This window comes from Microterricola viridarii, assembly GCF_001542775.1.
GTDB classification, from domain to species: domain Bacteria; phylum Actinomycetota; class Actinomycetes; order Actinomycetales; family Microbacteriaceae; genus Microterricola; species Microterricola viridarii_A.
The window spans coordinates 3,062,966-3,079,667 of the sequence record NZ_CP014145.1 but is presented as its reverse complement, the minus strand read 5'-3'; the positions used below and the strand labels follow the sequence as shown (position 1 = coordinate 3,079,667).

Genomic DNA, 16,702 nt, shown 5'->3' with positions numbered 1-16,702 from the left:
GGCATCCGACGAGACCAACCGCAGCGCCTGGCGCTGAGTTCCACGCCCATCGCGAGGGCCCCCAGCAGATTCGGTCTTCTGGGGGCTCTCGTTCTGCGGCGACGTGCCGCGGTGCCAAACGCCTAGAAGTGGGTGCCGCCGTCGATGCGCACCTCGGTGCCCGTGATGAACGCGCCGTCTTCGCTGGCGAGCATGGCGACGACGCCGGCGACGGACTCGGGGCCGGCGAAGCCCTGCTGCAGGGCCGGGGTCAGCTTCATGAAGAGGCTGAAGTCGGCATCCTCGGGCAGGCCGGGGCCCTGGCTCTGCTTGCTCTCGCCGCTCCCGTCGGTCATGCCGGAGGAGATCGAGCCGGGCTGCACCGAGTTGAAGCGGATGCCCTGCTTGGCGTACTCGGAGGCGAGGGCGTGCGTCATCGACTGCACGCCGCCCTTGCTCGCCGCGTAGGCCGCCATGTACGGGTGCGCGAACGCGGAGGAGGTCGAGCTGAAGTTCACGACGGCCGAGCCGTTGCCCTCGAGCAGCGCGGGGATCGCCTCGCGGATCATGAGGAAAGTGCCGACCAGGTTCACGTTGATGACCTGCTGGAACTGCTCGAGCGTGGTCGAGTGGGTGTGCGAGGAGCGCAGGATGCCGGCGGCGTTGACGAGCACGTCGAGCCCGCCCAGCGCCTCGACGGCGGTCGCGACGGCGGCCTTGACGGATGCCTCGTCGGCGATGTTGACCACGACGGTGGTGAGGCGGTCGGCGGCGTCGCCGGCCTTGGCCACGGTGTCGGCGAGTCCGGCCTCGCTGACATCGGCGGCGACGACGCTGCCTCCCTCTGCGAGCAGGCGGAGCACGGTGGCCTGGCCGATGCCCGAGCCGCCGCCGGTGACGATGGCGCGGCGTCCTGTGTAACGGTTCATGTCGAGTGACCTTTCATTCGGGGGATGCTTGCCCTACACGTTACGCCGCAATGGCACAACGTGCCACTTATGCAGGACAAGCACAGGTGGCAGACGCGGCGTACGCTCTTTCACATGGACTCCACGCCGCCGAGCCTCACCCAACGCCGCAAGGCGGCCACCCAGCTCGAGATCGCGCAGGCCGCCGCCCGCCTGTTCACCGTGCGGGGCGCGGATGCCGTGACGGCCGAGGAGATCGCCCGAGAGGCCGGGATCGCGGTGCGCACCTTCTACCGCTACTTCCGCACAAAGGAGGACGCGGTCGAGCCGCTGCTGACGGTCGGTGCCGGCCACTGGCGCGACCTGCTCGCGGCCTCGGAACCGCAGGAAGATCTGGTTGACGCCCTCGAGCGCACGATCGTGGAGGTGCTGACACCACGCAACGACGACGACCTCGAGAGCCTGCGCTGGACGCTCGGCCTACTCCGTGCCGCTCTCGATGACCCCGCTCTGCAGATCGTCTGGCACCGCGTCAATGGTGAGTCAGAGACACAGTTGCGCGCGGTGGTCGACTCGTTGGCCGGCCCCGACGCCGATCCTTTCGCCGTGCGGCTGATCGCGGCCGCGGCGACGGATGCGATGCGCGTGGCCCTCGAGGCATGCGTCGCCCTCGAAGACCCCCTTGCGGACCCAGGGATGCCGGCCGCGCTCGCGACCCGCGCGCTGCGCACGCTGACCAGTGGCGTGCAACTGCTCCCCGACGCCTGACCCCTGGATTCAACAGCATCCACATCCCTGGGAGTCAGCCCCGTGAGACCGAGAGCCACACTCTCCCTGATCGTGGTCGACTCCCGTGACGACGTCCGCACTGCTCTGGACGCCGCCCCGCACAGCTGAGTGCAGCGTGCGGCGCTGCGAACAACCGGGCGCTTAGACCACTGCGGGCGAGAATTCAAGCGGTTGCGTCCGTTCGGGCACGCTTGAAGACTGGGGGCATGGAAAGCGTCAGAGCGAAAACTCCCGCCCCGAAGAGACAGTTCCCCTCGCTGCAGGCCCGCGGGCCCCTGAGTCGCTGCGTGCTCGACATCGTCGGCTCCGCCGCTCCGCGTTCGCATGAGCCCGGCTCGGCGCCGGCCGCCGACGAGCTGCGTCGACTCACCGCTGCAGCGCTCGCCGCGAGCACCGACATTGCCACCGATGAGGACATCCAGCTGGCCCTTTTCGCGCTCTACTCGCTGCACTATGGCGACGTGATCGAGCACGGTGACGACTGGGAGTGGCATCCGGCACTCGTCGGCGCCCGGCTCGAGATCGAGCGCGCGTTCGAGGCCTCCCTGCGCGCGCAGGTGACGTGGGCTCCGACGCCGGCCAGCGTGCAGGAGGAGGTGGCCGCGGCGCTGTTCACGATGACCAGTCCAGAAGGCGGGCCCAGTCTCGCGCGCTACATTGCGAAGCAGGCCACCGACGAGCAGCTGCGTGAGTTCTTGATCCAGCGCTCCATCTATACCTTGAAGGAGGCCGACCCGCATTCCTGGGGCATCCCCCGCCTGACCGGGCGCGCCAAGGCGGCGCTCGTCGAGATTCAGGCCGACGAGTACGGGCAGGGCCGCCCGCAGAACGTGCACGCGGCCGTCTTCGCCAGCACCTTGCGCTCGGTCGGGCTGGACGACGGCTACGGGGCCTATGTCAACGACGTGCCGGCGATCACGCTCGCCTCGCTCAACCTGATGACGATGTTCGGCCTCAACCGCCGCCTCCGCGGAGCGATCGTCGGCCACCTGGCCGCGTTCGAGATGACGTCATCGATCCCCAGCCGGCTCAACGGCAATGGCTTTCGCCGGCTGGGCTACGGCGAGGAGACCACGCGGTACTTCGACATCCACGTTGAGGCAGACGCGATCCACGAACAGATAGCCGGGCGGGATCTCGCCGGCGCCCTGGCCGAGGACGAGCCGGAGCTACTGGACGACATCCTGTTCGGCGCCGCGGCCTGCCTCACCGTGGACGGGTGGGCCGGGCAGCACATCCTCGAGGCGTGGGAGGCGGGCCGGAGCTCCTTGCGCCTTCGCGACGTCGAGAGCCGGGGTGCGGAGGTACTGCAATGACGCGTGCCGACGGCCACGACGAGGAAACGGTCGTCTTCGCCTGCCCCAACGGCCCTTTGCTCGTGCGAGGGCCGATCGAGATCGTCGATCCGGAGGGGGTCAGTCGATGCGCACCGAGCGCACCGTGGCGCTCTGCCGTTGTGGTGTGTCGACGATCAAGCCGTTCTGCGATGGCACGCACAAACTCGTGGACTTCCGCACCGCGACGTAGCGGCCGGCTGCACGGCGCCCGGCCGGCGGGGTCAGAGCGTGGGTCGCTCGGCCGGCGTCGGGGCACGGCGCAACAGCTCGGCGAGGGCGCCGATGCCACCCTCGAGGAGCGCGGCACGCTGCCGGTCGGCGCCGGTGCCACCCCGCAGGCGCTGTGCGATCGCCGCCTCGACGAACTCCGCGTCGCCGAGGGCGTGCAGTGCCGGGCGCACATACCGCACCAGGGCGAGCACGACCTCGGTCGCGGCATCCGGCTCACCGCTCACCGGGTTGACCAGACGGCCGTGCAGTCCGTCGCGAGCCGCCAGCCAGAGCTCCGCATCGAGCACGTCGACCGGGGCGCCGGCACTCGGCTCGGCGTTCAGGCTGGTGACGACGAGCGCGCGCGTCAGCAGGGCCAGTGTGATGGCCGATTCGGCGTCGAGCTGCGCGTCAAACGCTCGCACCTCCAGGGTCGGGAACCGCTCGGACAGCCGGGCATCCCAGGCGATGCACGCGAGATCGACGGATGCCCCCAACTCAACGAGGCGTGCGGTGTGGGCGTCGTACTCGGCCGCGTCCCGGAAGTGCGGCGCGCACCCCGTCGTCGCCCAGCGGCGCGCCAGCAGCGCGCGCCAACTGGCGAAACCGGTGTCGCGGCCGTGCCAGAACGGCGAGTTCGACCCGAGCGCGAGCAGCACCGGCATCCACGCGCGAATGCCATTCAAGGCGTGCACCCCGGCGTCACGGGACGGCACGTTCACATGCACGTGGAGGGCGTTCATCTGATGGTCGTGGGCAACCGCCCGAATGTCGGCCCGGATGCGCTCATATCGCGGGCTCGGGGTGGGGGCGGGGATGTCGTCGGAGTCGAACGGCAGGCCCGTGCCCGCGGCCACCAGCCCGATCGACTCGGCAACGCGGCCGAGCCGGCCCCGAAACCCCGTGAGCGCCTCGAAGGCCTGTTCGCGCGTGGCGAGGATCGGCGAGGAGTACTCGATCTGCGACGCGAGAAACTCGGGGCCGACGTACGGCCCCACCTCCGGATCGCGCAGCAACACGGAATGGGCCGCGTCCGCGGCGGGGACCGGCAGCAGGCGGTCGGGACTCAGGAACATGAATTCCTCTTCGATGCCGAACGGCACGTCGCTCGCCCGCGTGCTCAGCACTAGCCCCTGCTCTGCCGCGTCCGCTCGGGCCGGATGCGGGGCCGGCGTCGTCGACGGCCCGGAGACACCGCCGCGGCTACTCACCGTCGCCGCCCTGCGGGTAGGCGGGGGAGGGCTTCAGGGTTGCGTTGATGATGAGTGCAGTGGGTGCTGAATTCGTCATGCTTCTGTTTTAGGCGCATGCGGTCGGGAACGTAAGGGGTTGACAAGCGCGCAGCGATGCCCGAGTGCGGCGGGGCCGTGCCCCCAGCCGGCTGCCGCGGCAGGGGGAGCGCCGAAGCCGCGTGGTCGCTAGGGCAGGATCACGTCGTGTCGCAGCGGCAGCCACTCCTCGAAGGCACGGCGCAGCGAGAGGTCCCAGAAGTCCCACTCGTGGCCGAACCCGGGCACCTCTTCGTAGGTCACGGAGTAGCCGTATTCGGTCAGCAGGTCGCGGGCGGTGTGCACGGCGGGCAGCAGGAAGTCATCAGAACCGCAGGTCATGACGATATCGGTGAGCCGTTTGCCCTCCTCGGCGAACTGCTTCGCCTCGCGGTACATGGCGACATCCGGGCGCACCGAGTTCGCCAGGCCCTGTGCCTGCTCGTCGATGCCGCCCTCTGCGATGGCGGTGGCCGGCTCCCGGGCCGCCTGGGTGTCCATCCCGGCGCCAGACATCAGCACGGCCGTGTGGAAGCGGTCGCCGCCATGGACGGCCAGCTTCATCGCGCCGTGCGCTCCCATCGAGAGGCCAGCCACGAACGTGTCGTCGCGCTCGGTGGAGAGCGGGAACATCGTCTGGCAGACCCGCGGCAGCTCGTCAGAGACGAAGTCCCAGAACTTGGCCGGGAGCGCGCCCGTCTCCTGGTTCTCGTAGAACGAGTTGTAGCCGTTCGGCATGATCACGGCGACCTTGTGCTCATCGGCATAGCGCGTGACGTTGGTGAAGTTCACGTAGTCGGAGTCGTCGCCGAATCCGCCGTGCAGCAGGTACAGCGTCTGGAAGCGGGTGCCAGGCACATAGCTCTCGTTCTTCCCCGTCATCTTGTCGGCGAACGACGCGGAGGGCAGGCAGACGGTCACATTCGTCTGCATGCTGAGCGCCTCAGAGAGGAAGTTGATTCGGGCGAGCATGTCGAGACGCCTCCTGGCTGTCTGGCGCGCCAGGGCACGGAGCGGCGAGGCGTCAGCTCTTTCTACAGGAGTTCCGATCGCGAGCGGCGTTGAAATGTGAAGTGTTCGAGAACCGGATGCGCGCCGCCGCTGGGCGCCCGAGCTGGGTGCCTGAGCGGTGGCCGTCGCGCTGCCGGCCGGCGCTCGTGCCGCGGGCTTCGGCGGTTGGCCAGAGGGCCAGAGGGTGGGCCCCTGGCCCCTCCGGACCCGCTGTTATGCTCGCGCTGTGCATTGTCGTGAAGCTCGTCTAGCCGCCATCCCGGACGGCCCCGCCCTGGCGCAGGACTTCGAGGGCATCGATCAGGTTCCCGGCGCCTTCGAGGCGGTACTGAACGGCAGCAGCACTGGGCGTGTTCTGGTGTCGATGCCCGCCCCGCACCACAACTGAACCGGAGACATGATGCCCCTGCCCCACCCCCTGCCCCAGCCCGAACTCGAGTTCGTCTTCGAGGTGCGCGTCACCATCGATGAGGCCATGCGCATCGGGCGCAGCGCCGACGAGCAACTGCACTTCACCCCCATCACCGGCGGAACGGTGAGCGGGCCGCGGCTGAACGGCGAGGTCCTGGCCGGTGGCGGCGACTGGCTGGTCGAGCGCGGCGACACCTGCCAGCTGGAGGCGCGCTACCTGTTGCGCGCCGACGACGGCGCCGTCATCGACATCCTGAACCGCGGCTACTACCGCGCGACGCCGGAGCTGGAGGCGCGGATGGAGGCGGGGGAGCAGGTCGACGAGCGGCTCTACTACTACCGCACCGCCCCGGTGTTCCAAACGGATGCCCCCGCCCACCGCTGGCTGGCGGAGAACCAGTTCCTCGGCATGGCCCGCGACGACGGCGGGGATGTCTGCATCCGCTTCTTCCTCGTGCGCTGATCTTCCTCGTGCGCTGAGGGCTGCTCGCCGAAGCGGGTCAGTGCTCCCGGTTGTCGCCTTCCAGGATCATGGCGACAGGTGTGGCGCAGGTGTCGCCCTTCCACGCCTCGATGCCCTCGCGGATCGCGAAGACGGCGATGACGAGCGCGGCGACGGGGTCGGCCCAGGTCCAGCCGAACAGCGAGTTCAGCAGCAGCCCGATAAGCACGGCGGCCGACAGGTACGTGCAGATCAGGGTCTGCTTGGAGTCGGCGACCGCGGTCGCCGAGCCAAGCTCGCGGCCGGTGCGGCGCTCGAACCAGGAGACGAACGGCATCACGACGACGCTGACGGCCGTGATAACGATGCCGAGTGTGCTGTGCTCGGGCTCGACGGCGCCGAACAGCGTGAGCAGGGCGCTCGCGCTCACGTAGGCGGCCAGGGCGAAGAACGCCAGGGCGATGACGCGCAGCGTGCCCTTCTCGTATTTCTCCGGGTCCGCCCGCGAGAACTGCCAGGCCACGGCGGCCGCGGAGAGCACCTCGACCAGGGAGTCGAGGCCGAATCCGATGAGGGCGGCGGAGGAGGCCGCGCTCCCGGCGGCGACCGAGACGACGGCCTCGATCAGGTTGTAGCCGATGGTGAACCCGACGATCCAGCGGATGCGACGGTGCAGCACGGCCCGGCGCTCCGCCGTCATCCGCTGCGCGCTCGTTGCGCTCATGCCGACGCCCCGCAGCATCCGGGCACAGAGCAACCGGAGTCGATGCACGTCGCCGACTCGTCGACGGCGAGCACCACGTCCAGCAGTGCCGTGAGTGCCTGGGTCAGGTGGGGGTCGCTGATCGCGTAGCGCGTCTGGCGGCCCTCCTGTGTGGTGACGACGATGCCGCAGTCGCGCAGGCAGCCCAGGTGGTTCGACACGTTCTGCCGCGTCAACGCAAGGGAGTCGGCGAGCGAGGCGGGGTAGGCGGGGCCGTCGAGCAGCGCCATCAGAATCCGGGAGCGCGTGGGGTCGGCCATGGCCCGGCCGAGCCGGTTCATCACGTCCAGCCGCGAGGCGAGTGTCAGCATGCGCCCATAGTACAGCGCACGCTGTACTGTGTGTACCGCCGTCTGGTGCCCGGAGCCCTCGACTCGGTCAGCCGCCTGCTCGACGACAGCTGACGACCGGCTGAGCGGGCCCGATTCAGCCCCGGCTGGCTAAGCTCTGAAACGTGGATGCCGTCGACCCCTCCCGCCTGACCCGCGTGATATCGCCGCTCAAGCGCACCCTGCTGCGCGCGGCGCGGCAGGCCGACGGGCTGCCCGACATCCCGGACGCCCAGATCGAGGTGTTGCGCGCGCTGCCGGCCGGCTCTGCGCTGAGCCCCGGCGAGTTGGCCGCCCGGCTGCAGCTGAAGCCCTCGACGATCAGCAACCTGCTCGCCGCTCTGGCGGATGCCGGCCTCATCACCCGCACGCCGGCCGAGCACGACCGGCGCAGCAGCGAGGTGCGGGCCTCGGCGCGGGCGCTCGATCTGCTCCGCCGCTTCGATTCGACGAGCGATGCGATCCTGGGGCAGGCGCTGGCGCTGATCGACCCCGTTGAACTCGCGGCGCTCGCCGCGGCGCTGCCAGCACTGGAGCGGCTGCAGGGCGCCCTCGAGCAGGTGTCGGCCGCCGAGGGCGCCTCCGCCTAACCGACCGGGTCTGCCGACCGGGGTTGACGGCGTTTAGTTTTGTTGCAAAACTAACCGCACACGTCTCGAAGGGGAGAAGCATGAAGATCGTCATTGCCGGTGCAGGAATCGGCGGCCTGGTGAGCGCGCTCAGTCTGCACGCCGCCGGACACCGCGACATCGAGATCTACGAGCGGGTGAGCCAGATCCGCCCACTCGGCGTCGGCATCAACCTGCTTCCCCACGCCGTGCGCGAGCTCACCGAGCTCGGCCTCGGCGAACAGGTGGCCGCCATCGGCGTCGCCACCCGCGAGCTCTCCTACTTCAACCGCTTCGGCCAGCTCATCTGGAGCGAGCCGCGCGGGATAGCCGCCGGCTACCGCTGGCCCCAGATCTCGCTGCACCGCGGCGAGCTGCAGATGCTGCTGCTCGACGCCGTGATTGACCGGCTCGGCACGGATGCCGTGCGGCTTGGCCACAGCCTGCTGGGCGTCGAGCACGGCACCGATGCCGACACCGACACGGCGCGGTTCGCGCGCGACGGCGGCGAGGAACTGGCGGTCGAGGCTGGGCTGATCGTCGGCGCCGACGGCATCCACTCGGCCCTGCGCCGCCAGCACTACCCGAACGAGGGCGAGCCGATCTGGAACGGGCTGACGCTCTGGCGCGGCACCGCGTCCGCTCCCGGCTACCTGGGCGGGCGCACCATGATCATGGCCGGCGACGGGCAGCAGAAGTTCGTGGCCTACCCGCTGAGCGAGGGCGAGCAAGGCGCCGAGGCGCGGATCAACTTCATCGCCGAGCGCCGGGCGCCGGAGGGCGCCGTGGCGACGGCCGACTGGAACCGCGCGGTGGACCCCGCGCCGATCCTCGAGCTGTTCGCCGACTGGGACTTCGACTGGCTCGACGTGCCGAAGCTCATCGCGGCCTCCGAGGAGATCCTCGAGTACCCGATGGTCGACCGCGACCCGCTGCCGCAGTGGTCGTTCGGCCACTCCACCCTCGTCGGCGACGCCGCCCACGCGATGTACCCGATCGGATCGAATGGGGCCTCGCAGGCGATCCTGGACGCCCGTACCCTCGCCCACGAGCTCGCGACCCGGCCGAGCGTCGCCGAGGCGCTTTCCGCCTACGAGGAGGTGCGTCGGCCGGCCACGGCCGGGTTGATCGAGAGCAACCGCAAGCTCGGGCCGGAGCGGGTCATGCAGATGGCGTTCGAACGCGCCCCTGAGGGTTTCGCACACATCAACGACGTGCTCTCGCAGGAGGAGCTGGAGGCGGTGGCAGCCGAGTACAAGCGGGCCGCGGGCTTCCACCCCGACCTGCTGAACCTGCGGCCGTCGCTGTCGGCGCCGGGCGCCGACGTCAGCTGACCGCTCGCGCGGTCAGGGCATCGGCGCCCGGCACGGCAGCCGCCGGTCACCTGATCTTGCGCCGGTAGATGCGGTTCGCGAAGAGGTAGGCGACCACGAGGATGCCGACCAGCCAGGCCAGTGCCACCCAGATGTCGCTGCCGACCGGTTGCCCGGCGAACAGCGCGCGCATGGTGTTCACGATGGAGGTGACCGGCTGGTTCTCCGCGAACCAGGCGACGGGCGCGGGCATCGACGCGGTGGGCACGAACGCCGAGCTGATGAATGGCAGGAAGATCAACGGGTAGCTGAACGCGCTCGCGCCGTCGACGGTCTTGGCCGAGAGCCCGGCGATGACGGCGAGCCAGGTCAGGGCGAGGGTGAACAGGATCAGGATGCCGGCCACCGCGAGCCAGCCGGCCACGGACGCCCCGGTGCGGAATCCCATGAGCAGCGCCACCCCGATGACGACCGTCACCGAGACGAGGTTCGCGGCCAGGGAGGTGAGCACGTGGGCCCAGAGCACGCTGGAGCGGGCGATCGGCATCGACTGGAAGCGGTCGAAGATGCCGCCCTGCAGGTCGAGGAACAGCCGGTAGGCGGTGTACGCGATGCCCGAGGCGATCGTGATGAGCAGGATGCCGGGGAGCATGTAGTTGACGTAGGACTCGCTGGAGCCGGTGGTGATGGCCCCGCCGAGCACGTAGACGAACAGCAGCAGCAGCGCGATCGGCGTCACCGTGGTGGTGATGATCGTGTCGGGGCTGCGGAGGATGTGGCGCAGCGAGCGGCCGGTCAGGGTGCCGGTGTCGCTGAGCACCTGGGTGGTCATCAGCTTTCCTTTCCTGTTGGCACCGTTTCCGGCGCTTCTTCTGGGTTGCCGGTCTTGCTGGTCGTGCCGGCCTCGCCGACGAGGGCGAGGAAGACGTCCTCGAGGGAGGGCTGCTTTTCGACGTACTCGACGGTGGCGGGCGGCAGCAGCTGCTTGAGCTCGCTCAGCGTGCCGTTCTGGATGATCGTGCCCTGGTGCAGGATCGCGATCCGGTCGGCCAGCTGCTCCGCCTCGTCCAGGTACTGCGTGGTGAGCAGAACGGTGGTGCCGCGGGCGGCGAGCTGCCGCACGGTCTGCCACACCTCGAGGCGCGCCTGCGGGTCGAGGCCCGAGGTGGGCTCGTCGAGGAAGATGACCGGCGGGTCTCCGATCAGGCTCATCGCGATGTCGAGCCGGCGCATCATGCCGCCCGAGTAGGTCGCCGCCTTGCGATGACCGGCCTCGGTGAGCGAGAAGCGCTCCAGCAGCTCGTCGGCGATCGCGCCCGGGTTCGCCAGGTGGCGGAGGCGCGCGATCAGCACGAGGTTCTCCCGGCCGGAGAGGATGCCGTCGACGGCGGCGAACTGGCCGGTCAGGCTGATCGACTCCCGCACGTCGGCGGGCTCGTGGGCGACGTCGAAGCCGTGCACGGTGGCGCTGCCGGCATCCGCCTGCAGCAGTGTCGACAGGATGCGCACCAGCGTGGTCTTGCCTGCGCCGTTCGAGCCGAGCAGGGCGAAGATGCTGCCCGCCGCCACCTCGAAGTCGACGCCCTGCAGCACCTGCAGGTCTGCGAAAGATTTCTCGATGCCCTGAACCCGGATCGCGGGTTCGAGCACCAGCTTCGTGGACATTTCAGTTCTCCGTTTCCGGCGCGGTCACGCCTGCTGGTCGGTGGCCTGATCGATGGCATCGGTCAGGCGCTTGCGCTCCTTGTCGATCCACTGCTTGCCGTCGTAGGCGCGGGCGAAGTCCTCGGCGAACCCGACGGGGTCGTCGCCGACGATCGACCGCACCGGGGTGCCGTCGACGGATGCCCGCTCCCACAGGTCGGCGAAGTCGCTGACCATGGTGACGAGGGTGTCGCCGTCGGTGACGCCCCCGTAGTACATGAAGTAGCGCTCGAACGCCTTCGCGGAACCGCGGTACGGCTCGGGGAGGGCCTCGATGCGTGCCTTGTACTGCTTGTACTGCTTCTTCTGCTCGAGTGAACCCGTGAGGGTCTCGATCCACTTCGCGGCCATGGTCATTCTCCTTCGTTGTTGGTGTTGCCGGTGTGGTTGTGGAGCCGCTCGATGCGCTCCGTGAGGAAGTTCCAGCTCTTCCAGAACTCGTCGAGGTACTCGGCGCCGACCGCGTTCAGTGAGTACACCTTGCGCGGTGGCCCCTTCTCCGAGGGGACCTTCTCGACATCGACGAGTCCGCGCTGCTCGATTCGGATCAACAGCGCGTAGACGGTGCCCTCTGCGATGTCGGCGAAACCCTCATCGCGCAGTCGGGCCGTGATCTCATAGCCGTACGCCGGCTGTGTGGCCAGCGTGGCCAGGACGATGCCTTCGAGCGTTCCCTTCAGCATCTCGGTCATCTGCTTGCCCATCGGGCTCACCCTCTATCTACTCTGTGTTGCTGACTACCGGTACATAGTAAGCACGAGTACCGGTAGATAGCAACACTGAATAGTGAACTTTTTCTGAGCGGATGCCGGCGCGCGACGTGTCAGTGCTGCCCGCCCCGGCGGGCGCTGGTGGCCAGGGGCCGAGCGGTGTAAGACGGGTGTCATGGTCCGGATCACGAACACCATCGACATCGAGGCGCCGGCGGAGCGGGTCTACTCAGTCCTCCGCGCGCTCGACGCCTACCCGAGCTGGCTCAAGCACTCCACGGTGTACCGCGGAACGAGCGCGCCTGTCGCACAGTCCGGGCCGTCGCCGCGCTACGAGGACTCGACCATGGTCGGCCGGATGCGCGGCGAGATCGTCGAGGATGTGCCCGCTCGCGCGCTGCAGTTCCACCAGCGCACGGCGTCCGGCAGCCTGGACGCGGGCATCCGCTACGAGCTGGGTGCGGCCGGGGCGGGCACACGCCTCACCCGCACCGGCGAGCTGACCACGCACGGCATCCTCCGCCTCGCGCAGCCGATGCTGGTGCGCATGGCCGCCGCCGAGAGCAAGCGGATGATGACCTCGCTGAAGGCCCACCTCGAGAGTGGTGGGTGATCGATCCGGCGCGACAGGCGCGGTGCCGCGCCGTTGGCCCTAGTTGGCGCGCGGCAGATCCGTCATCGAGGAATCCCTGATCTGGCGAAAGCCGCGGGCAACCGGCGGCGTCCACAACAGCACGATCAGAAGGGCCGCGCCCACGGCGGTCGCCGTTGCTCCCCAATCCCACCGGTCGCTGGACACCACCACGATGACGCTGAGCAGGGCCAGGATGCCGAGGAAGATCGAAATGAGCAGGCGGGAGAGCCCGCTCCCGCGCCGGAGCCCGGCGGCGAGGGCAACGGTCAGCAGGCCCAACAAAGCGATCGCGGCGCCGACGACCGAGAGCGCCAGCCGTTCGTCGGACTCGCCCTCGTAACGGCTGAGCAGCACGAGAATGCCGATCCCCGTCGACAGGAATCCGGTGGCGTAGGCGAGCACGGCGACGATGGTCGTGGCAACGCGGCCGGTGACCGAGGGCCGGACCCCGGGCTGACCCGTCGTGAGCGGAGTCGCACCGGTCGGCGCGCTCGCCGCGGAGAGCAGCCGGCGATGAACGAGCCGCACAACCTCGATGCAGGCGACCATCACGATCGTGATGCCGGTGAGGGCGATGGCGAGCTCCTCACCCGGGTCGACGAGCTCGAAGAAGGCCCGAGCGGCCGGGATCGTGAAGACGAGCACGAGGCCGACGAACATCGCACCGACGACGAGTACCTTGTAGCGGTTGAGTGGGCGCGACAGCACGGCGAGCACCCAGATCCCGACGAGCGCCAGGATGATGGTCGCCCCGGTGCGGAGCTGCTCCGGCGACACCCCGATGCCCTGCGCGACGAAGGTGTACCAGGTCAGCCCGAGCGCGATGACGATGCCAGCGGGGATTGCGAAGCTCAGCGAGCGCCGGAGGAATCCGGGCATGTACCGCGCGGCGTTGGGCATCAACGCGAGGAAGAACGCGGGGATGCCGATCGTCAGGCCGTCGGTGATCGAGAGCTGCCGCGGCAGGAACGGGAACTCGAGCACGAGCGCGCCGAAGAGGATCGCGAGGAGCGTCGCGTAGGCCGTCTTGGTGAGGAACAGCATCGAGACCCGCTCGATGTTCGCGATGACCTGCCGCCCCTCCGCGACGACGTCGGGCAGGTGCGAGAACTGGCCGTCCAGCAGCACCAGCCGGGCGACGGCCTTGGTGGCGGGCGACCCGGAGTTCATCGCGATGCCGATGTCGGCGGTCTTGATCGCGAGCGCGTCGTTGACCCCGTCGCCGGTCATCGCCACCGTGTGCCCGCGGCTCTGCAGCGCCGTCACCATGCGCTTCTTCTGTTCGGGGGTGACCCGGCCGAAGACGGTGTGCTGCTCCAGCACCTCGGCGAGCTCCTCCTCCTCCTCAGGGAGCGCCCGGGCGTCGAAGCCCTCGGCGACGTCGATGCCGATCTCGCGGGCGATGGCGGCGACGGTGCGCGGGTTGTCGCCGGAGATGATGCGGATGCCGACGCCCTGCTGCCGGAAGTACTCGAGCGTCTGCGCGGCATCGGGCCGCACCTGCTCGCGGAACGTGAGCACCGCCGTCGGCGTCAGATCCGCCGGCAGGCGCTCCGCCTGCACGTCCGCCTCCGTCAGAGCCTCGCCGGCGCGGGCGAGCACCAGCGTGCGGCGCCCGGTCTCGGCCAGGCTGGTCACCGTGCGGCCGAGCTCGGTCGAGGCCGAGCTTGCGGCATCCCCGAACACCATCTCCGGGGCGCCCATCACCCAGGTCTCGGCGGCGCCGTCGAAGGAGACGGCGCTCCACTTGCGAGCGGACGAGAACGGGATGTAGCCGGCGGTGCTGCGGGCGGAGTCGACCGGGTACGCGGCGCGCATGGAGCGGGCGGTGGCGTTCGCGTCGGGGGATGCCGCGTACCACGCGAGTGCGCCCTGCCAGTCGCCGGGCCCGTCACCGTGCTGGGCGCCGGGGGCCTCCGCGAGGGGGTGCGCCTGGTCGAAGGCGATCTCACCGACGGTGAGCGTGCCGGTCTTGTCGAGGCAGATCATGTCGACGCGGGCGAGGCCCTCCACGGCGGGCAGCTCGTTGACGAGCACCTGCCGGCGGGCGAGCTTCGTCGCGCCGACCGCGAAGGCGATGCTCGTCATCAGCACGAGGCCGAGCGGGATCATCGCGGTCACCGACGCGATCGTGTTGACGACCGCCTGCACCCAGGCACCGGTCGTGAATGCGGTCGCATAGCCCCCGGCCACCATGACCTGGGCGTTGAAAACGAGCAGGCTGATGGGGCCGATGCCCCAGCTCACCCATTTCAGCACCCGGTTGATCGAGCTGCGCAACTCGCTGGAGACGAGCGAGAACCGCTTCGCCTCACCGGCGAAGCGGTTGGCGTAGGAGTCGGCGCCGACGCGCGTCACCCGGGCCGAGCCCTCTCCCGCGACGACGACGGACCCGGAGAGTGCCTCGGCGCCCGGGTGCTTGTCGACGGGGTCGGACTCCCCGGTGAGCATGGACTCGTCGATCTGCAGCCCGCGTGCACCGAGGATCTCGGCATCGGCGGGCACCTGATCGCCCGCGCGGAGCACGAGCAGGTCGTCCAGCACGACCTCGCCCGGCGCGATCTCCGCCTCCGCGCCGGCGCGCAGCACGCGGGCGTGCGGCGCACTCAGCAGCGCCAGCCGGTCGAGCGCCGCCTTCGCGCGAAACTCCTGGACGGAGCCGATGATCGCGTTCGCGAACGCCGCGAATCCGAACAGGGCGTCCTGCCAGCGCCCCACGAGGAAGAGCACGAAGAAGCAGGCGAACACGATGCCGTTGAACAGCGTGAACACGTTGGCGCGCACGATGTTCCACGCGCTCCGGCTGGAATCCGGCGTGAACGCATTGGTCTTCCCCGCCGCGATGCGTTCCGCGACATCCGCCGCGCTCAGCCCGCTCAAGGCCTCGGTGTGAGTTGTGTCCACGGGTTCCTCATGCGCGCTCGGTGACGGATTCTGCCACCCTGATTCTCGCGCCATCCGCGGCCGCTCGCGCGCATTTGGCCGGAAGTGGCCTGCTTTCGCCCAGCTCAGCGGGGGCAGGGCCAGCCGCAGGGCGGTGCGAGGGATTCAACCGGAGTGAGATGTGGCCGAGCGGTAGCTGCGCAAGGGTCGGAGCGCGGATCCGGTTGCAGCCGAGATCGAAGGCGGGTGGTCTTGTGTTGCGAGTGCTGAGGCCGCCAAGATTGGACGCTCGAAGTCGCATCCTTGATGCGCCCCGAGCAGCGGGATCCCGCTTGAGATTCATTGGCCGAAGCAGAAGAGCAGACCATGTTTATGTTTGACGTTCCCGGGGCCGATGCCGAGCGCTATCTGCAGCATGTGATCCAACGCGGTCCGATTCGTTTGGTGGACCTCGCCCATCACATGGCCGCGACCGGTGGGCCAATCGAATTGATGGATGGCAGCCATGCCAGCCTGGTCCCGCTCTGGGAATGGCATGTTCAGCAGTGGCGGGCTGGCTTTCCCGGCATCGCCGAAGGCGCGTCGTCCTCGTATGCGCAGTTCCTCGGCCTCACCGGTCCAACGGAGAGTTTGCGCGCCACGTATGCGGCCGAGCCCTTCGCGCACTACCTGTTCGAGATGGTGCGCCGGTACTCACCGGATGCGCACTGGGGGCCGTATCCGTGGAGGGTCAAGTCCGATGATCGCCGCAATGAACCGGCCGTGCTCTGCTCGGTTTGGGGCCTGGTCATGGCGGAGGAACCGGCGCGCAATGCCACGGCACGCCTCCTGCAAGGGCGCCCCGGGCGGGACAGTCCGACACGGTTCTATGACTTGCTGGAGTTCATCCTGAAGTTGAGTGCACACCCTGTTGTGTTGCCGCCGGCGGGCTCCATCCTCACCCCGTTGCTCCAGATCGCACCGGCCCCCCGCGATGACCCGGGCCGGCTCGTTCCCCACCGTGGCTCCACACCGGTGCCCGCAACCGGGGCGGGCCCTGCCCTGATCGGGCCGACCGAGGATCTGATCGTCGTGGCACCCGGCGCCGACCTGGAGAACGTCGAGCAGGCACCCCCGTTGGACGAGGTAGCCGCCTGCATCGGCCTGACCGCCTTGGGTGGGCACTTGGACGGCGACCCGATCACTCCGCGGGCCTTGTTGGATGGTTGCTCCATCATCGTCGGCGATGAGCTCGCCCTGGTTCAGGCGGTCTCCGCCGGCGGCCGGCTGCGCGGGCTCGGCTTCGAACCGATCAATGTCACGCCGGCCCGCTGGGCCGAACTCCAATCCGAGATGCGCGCATTCGCGCACAGCCTCGGCGCGCAGCTGCGGATGGACGCATAGCCCGCCAACAGCCTCCGAGG

General features: G+C 69.3%; 19 protein-coding genes. 9 read left to right on the top strand and 10 right to left on the bottom strand.

The window, feature by feature from the left end; all coding sequences use genetic code 11:
- Nucleotides 1-122: 122 nt before the first annotated feature.
- Entirely contained in the window at nt 123-908 is a 786-nt protein-coding gene (locus AWU67_RS14120) for an SDR family NAD(P)-dependent oxidoreductase (protein ID WP_067230401.1), read from the bottom strand.
- A 114-nt stretch (nt 909-1,022) separates the two neighbouring features.
- Between AWU67_RS14120 and AWU67_RS14115 the strand changes: the two genes are divergently transcribed.
- The 3 genes from AWU67_RS14115 (at nt 1,023) to AWU67_RS17995 (ending at nt 3,203) form a co-directional block, all read left to right on the top strand.
- Nucleotides 1,023-1,655, top strand: coding sequence for a TetR family transcriptional regulator (locus AWU67_RS14115; RefSeq protein WP_067230398.1), 633 nt, complete (start codon nt 1,023-1,025; stop codon nt 1,653-1,655).
- A 227-nt stretch (nt 1,656-1,882) separates the two neighbouring features.
- Complete coding sequence (locus AWU67_RS14110) at nt 1,883-2,992, top strand: iron-containing redox enzyme family protein (RefSeq protein WP_082717019.1); 1,110 nt, start codon at nt 1,883-1,885, stop codon at nt 2,990-2,992.
- 106 nt (nt 2,993-3,098) lie between these two features.
- Complete coding sequence (locus AWU67_RS17995; RefSeq protein ID WP_335339014.1) at nt 3,099-3,203, top strand: CDGSH iron-sulfur domain-containing protein; 105 nt, start codon at nt 3,099-3,101, stop codon at nt 3,201-3,203.
- A 31-nt stretch (nt 3,204-3,234) separates the two neighbouring features.
- Here AWU67_RS17995 and AWU67_RS14100 read toward each other — a convergent pair whose 3' ends face one another.
- Nucleotides 3,235-4,434 (bottom strand): carboxylate-amine ligase, encoded by a 1,200-nt coding sequence (locus tag AWU67_RS14100; protein ID WP_129586731.1) that lies wholly within the window; start codon nt 4,432-4,434, stop codon nt 3,235-3,237.
- A 207-nt stretch (nt 4,435-4,641) separates the two neighbouring features.
- The gene (locus AWU67_RS14095) at nt 4,642-5,463 is read right to left on the bottom strand and encodes an alpha/beta hydrolase (RefSeq protein ID WP_067230390.1); all 822 of its coding nucleotides are present in this window, start codon (nt 5,461-5,463) and stop codon (nt 4,642-4,644) included.
- A gap of 265 nt (nt 5,464-5,728) precedes the next feature.
- Between AWU67_RS14095 and AWU67_RS17405 the strand changes: the two genes are divergently transcribed.
- Nucleotides 5,729-5,890, top strand: a complete 162-nt coding sequence (locus tag AWU67_RS17405) for a hypothetical protein (protein WP_160329768.1) — start codon at nt 5,729-5,731, stop codon at nt 5,888-5,890.
- A 9-nt stretch (nt 5,891-5,899) separates the two neighbouring features.
- Nucleotides 5,900-6,376, top strand: coding sequence for a DUF3237 domain-containing protein (locus AWU67_RS14090; protein WP_067230386.1), 477 nt, complete (start codon nt 5,900-5,902; stop codon nt 6,374-6,376).
- Between the two features lie 37 nt (nt 6,377-6,413).
- On the opposite strand, the gene AWU67_RS14085 is transcribed toward AWU67_RS14090, so the two are convergent.
- Complete coding sequence (locus AWU67_RS14085; RefSeq protein ID WP_082717199.1) at nt 6,414-7,079, bottom strand: cation diffusion facilitator family transporter; 666 nt, start codon at nt 7,077-7,079, stop codon at nt 6,414-6,416.
- Nucleotides 7,076-7,429 carry a Cd(II)/Pb(II)-sensing metalloregulatory transcriptional regulator CmtR gene (cmtR, locus tag AWU67_RS14080; protein ID WP_067230379.1) on the bottom strand — a complete coding sequence of 118 codons (354 nt, stop codon included), beginning with the start codon at nt 7,427-7,429 and terminating at the stop codon, nt 7,076-7,078. The genes AWU67_RS14085 and cmtR overlap by 4 nt, the downstream gene beginning before the upstream one ends.
- A 143-nt stretch (nt 7,430-7,572) precedes the next feature.
- Here cmtR and AWU67_RS14075 point away from each other — a divergent pair, with 143 nt between their 5' ends.
- Together AWU67_RS14075 and AWU67_RS14070 are read left to right on the top strand one after the other, a co-directional pair.
- Nucleotides 7,573-8,037, top strand: coding sequence for a MarR family winged helix-turn-helix transcriptional regulator (locus AWU67_RS14075; RefSeq protein ID WP_067230376.1), 465 nt, complete (start codon nt 7,573-7,575; stop codon nt 8,035-8,037).
- A gap of 80 nt (nt 8,038-8,117) precedes the next feature.
- Entirely contained in the window at nt 8,118-9,389 is a 1,272-nt protein-coding gene (locus AWU67_RS14070; RefSeq protein WP_067230373.1) for a flavin-dependent oxidoreductase, read from the top strand.
- Between the two features lie 46 nt (nt 9,390-9,435).
- Here AWU67_RS14070 and AWU67_RS14065 read toward each other — a convergent pair whose 3' ends face one another.
- Genes AWU67_RS14065 through AWU67_RS14050 form a run of 4 tightly spaced genes read right to left on the bottom strand, consistent with a single transcriptional unit; the run spans nt 9,436 to nt 11,776 of the window.
- Nucleotides 9,436-10,200, bottom strand: coding sequence for an ABC transporter permease (locus AWU67_RS14065; RefSeq protein WP_067230369.1), 765 nt, complete (start codon nt 10,198-10,200; stop codon nt 9,436-9,438).
- Nucleotides 10,200-11,033: an ABC transporter ATP-binding protein gene (locus AWU67_RS14060; RefSeq protein WP_067230365.1), complete on the bottom strand. Its 834-nt coding sequence runs from the start codon at nt 11,031-11,033 to the stop codon at nt 10,200-10,202. The genes AWU67_RS14065 and AWU67_RS14060 overlap by 1 nt, the downstream gene beginning before the upstream one ends.
- A 24-nt stretch (nt 11,034-11,057) precedes the next feature.
- On the bottom strand, nt 11,058-11,423 hold the full coding sequence (locus AWU67_RS14055) for a DUF1048 domain-containing protein (RefSeq protein WP_067230361.1): 366 nt from the start codon (nt 11,421-11,423) through the stop codon (nt 11,058-11,060).
- A 2-nt stretch (nt 11,424-11,425) separates the two neighbouring features.
- Complete coding sequence (locus AWU67_RS14050) at nt 11,426-11,776, bottom strand: PadR family transcriptional regulator (RefSeq protein WP_067230360.1); 351 nt, start codon at nt 11,774-11,776, stop codon at nt 11,426-11,428.
- A gap of 181 nt (nt 11,777-11,957) precedes the next feature.
- On the opposite strand from AWU67_RS14050, the gene AWU67_RS14045 reads away from it, so the two are divergent.
- The gene (locus AWU67_RS14045) at nt 11,958-12,395 is read left to right on the top strand and encodes an SRPBCC family protein (RefSeq protein WP_067230357.1); all 438 of its coding nucleotides are present in this window, start codon (nt 11,958-11,960) and stop codon (nt 12,393-12,395) included.
- A gap of 39 nt (nt 12,396-12,434) precedes the next feature.
- On the opposite strand, the gene AWU67_RS14040 is transcribed toward AWU67_RS14045, so the two are convergent.
- A complete protein-coding gene (locus AWU67_RS14040; RefSeq protein WP_082717018.1) occupies nt 12,435-15,374 on the bottom strand; it encodes a cation-translocating P-type ATPase in 2,940 nt (979 codons plus the stop codon).
- Nucleotides 15,375-15,671: 297 nt separating this feature from the next.
- Between AWU67_RS14040 and AWU67_RS14035 the strand changes: the two genes are divergently transcribed.
- Nucleotides 15,672-16,682 carry a hypothetical protein gene (locus tag AWU67_RS14035; protein WP_129586730.1) on the top strand — a complete coding sequence of 337 codons (1,011 nt, stop codon included), beginning with the start codon at nt 15,672-15,674 and terminating at the stop codon, nt 16,680-16,682.
- The last annotated feature ends 20 nt before the right edge of the window (nt 16,683-16,702 follow it).

Bases quoted from the DNA above. Each gene is read 5' to 3' on its own strand.
- AWU67_RS14110 (WP_082717019.1), top strand. From the start codon at position 1,883: ATGGAAAGCGTCAGAGCGAAAACTCCCGCCCCGAAGAGACAGTTCCCC.
- AWU67_RS14070 (WP_067230373.1), top strand. From the start codon at position 8,118: ATGAAGATCGTCATTGCCGGTGCAGGAATCGGCGGCCTGGTGAGCGCG.
- AWU67_RS14060 (WP_067230365.1), bottom strand. From the start codon at position 11,033: ATGTCCACGAAGCTGGTGCTCGAACCCGCGATCCGGGTTCAGGGCATC.
- AWU67_RS14035 (WP_129586730.1), top strand. From the start codon at position 15,672: ATGTTTGACGTTCCCGGGGCCGATGCCGAGCGCTATCTGCAGCATGTG.
- AWU67_RS14055 (WP_067230361.1), bottom strand. From the start codon at position 11,423: ATGGCCGCGAAGTGGATCGAGACCCTCACGGGTTCACTCGAGCAGAAG.
- AWU67_RS14085 (WP_082717199.1), bottom strand. From the start codon at position 7,079: ATGAGCGCAACGAGCGCGCAGCGGATGACGGCGGAGCGCCGGGCCGTG.
- AWU67_RS14050 (WP_067230360.1), bottom strand. From the start codon at position 11,776: ATGGGCAAGCAGATGACCGAGATGCTGAAGGGAACGCTCGAAGGCATC.
- AWU67_RS14095 (WP_067230390.1), bottom strand. From the start codon at position 5,463: ATGCTCGCCCGAATCAACTTCCTCTCTGAGGCGCTCAGCATGCAGACG.
- AWU67_RS14115 (WP_067230398.1), top strand. From the start codon at position 1,023: ATGGACTCCACGCCGCCGAGCCTCACCCAACGCCGCAAGGCGGCCACC.
- AWU67_RS17995 (WP_335339014.1), top strand. From the start codon at position 3,099: ATGCGCACCGAGCGCACCGTGGCGCTCTGCCGTTGTGGTGTGTCGACG.
- AWU67_RS14120 (WP_067230401.1), bottom strand. From the start codon at position 908: ATGAACCGTTACACAGGACGCCGCGCCATCGTCACCGGCGGCGGCTCG.
- AWU67_RS14065 (WP_067230369.1), bottom strand. From the start codon at position 10,200: ATGACCACCCAGGTGCTCAGCGACACCGGCACCCTGACCGGCCGCTCG.
- AWU67_RS14040 (WP_082717018.1), bottom strand. From the start codon at position 15,374: ATGGCGCGAGAATCAGGGTGGCAGAATCCGTCACCGAGCGCGCATGAG.
- AWU67_RS14090 (WP_067230386.1), top strand. From the start codon at position 5,900: ATGATGCCCCTGCCCCACCCCCTGCCCCAGCCCGAACTCGAGTTCGTC.
- AWU67_RS14045 (WP_067230357.1), top strand. From the start codon at position 11,958: ATGGTCCGGATCACGAACACCATCGACATCGAGGCGCCGGCGGAGCGG.
- cmtR (WP_067230379.1), bottom strand. From the start codon at position 7,429: ATGCTGACACTCGCCTCGCGGCTGGACGTGATGAACCGGCTCGGCCGG.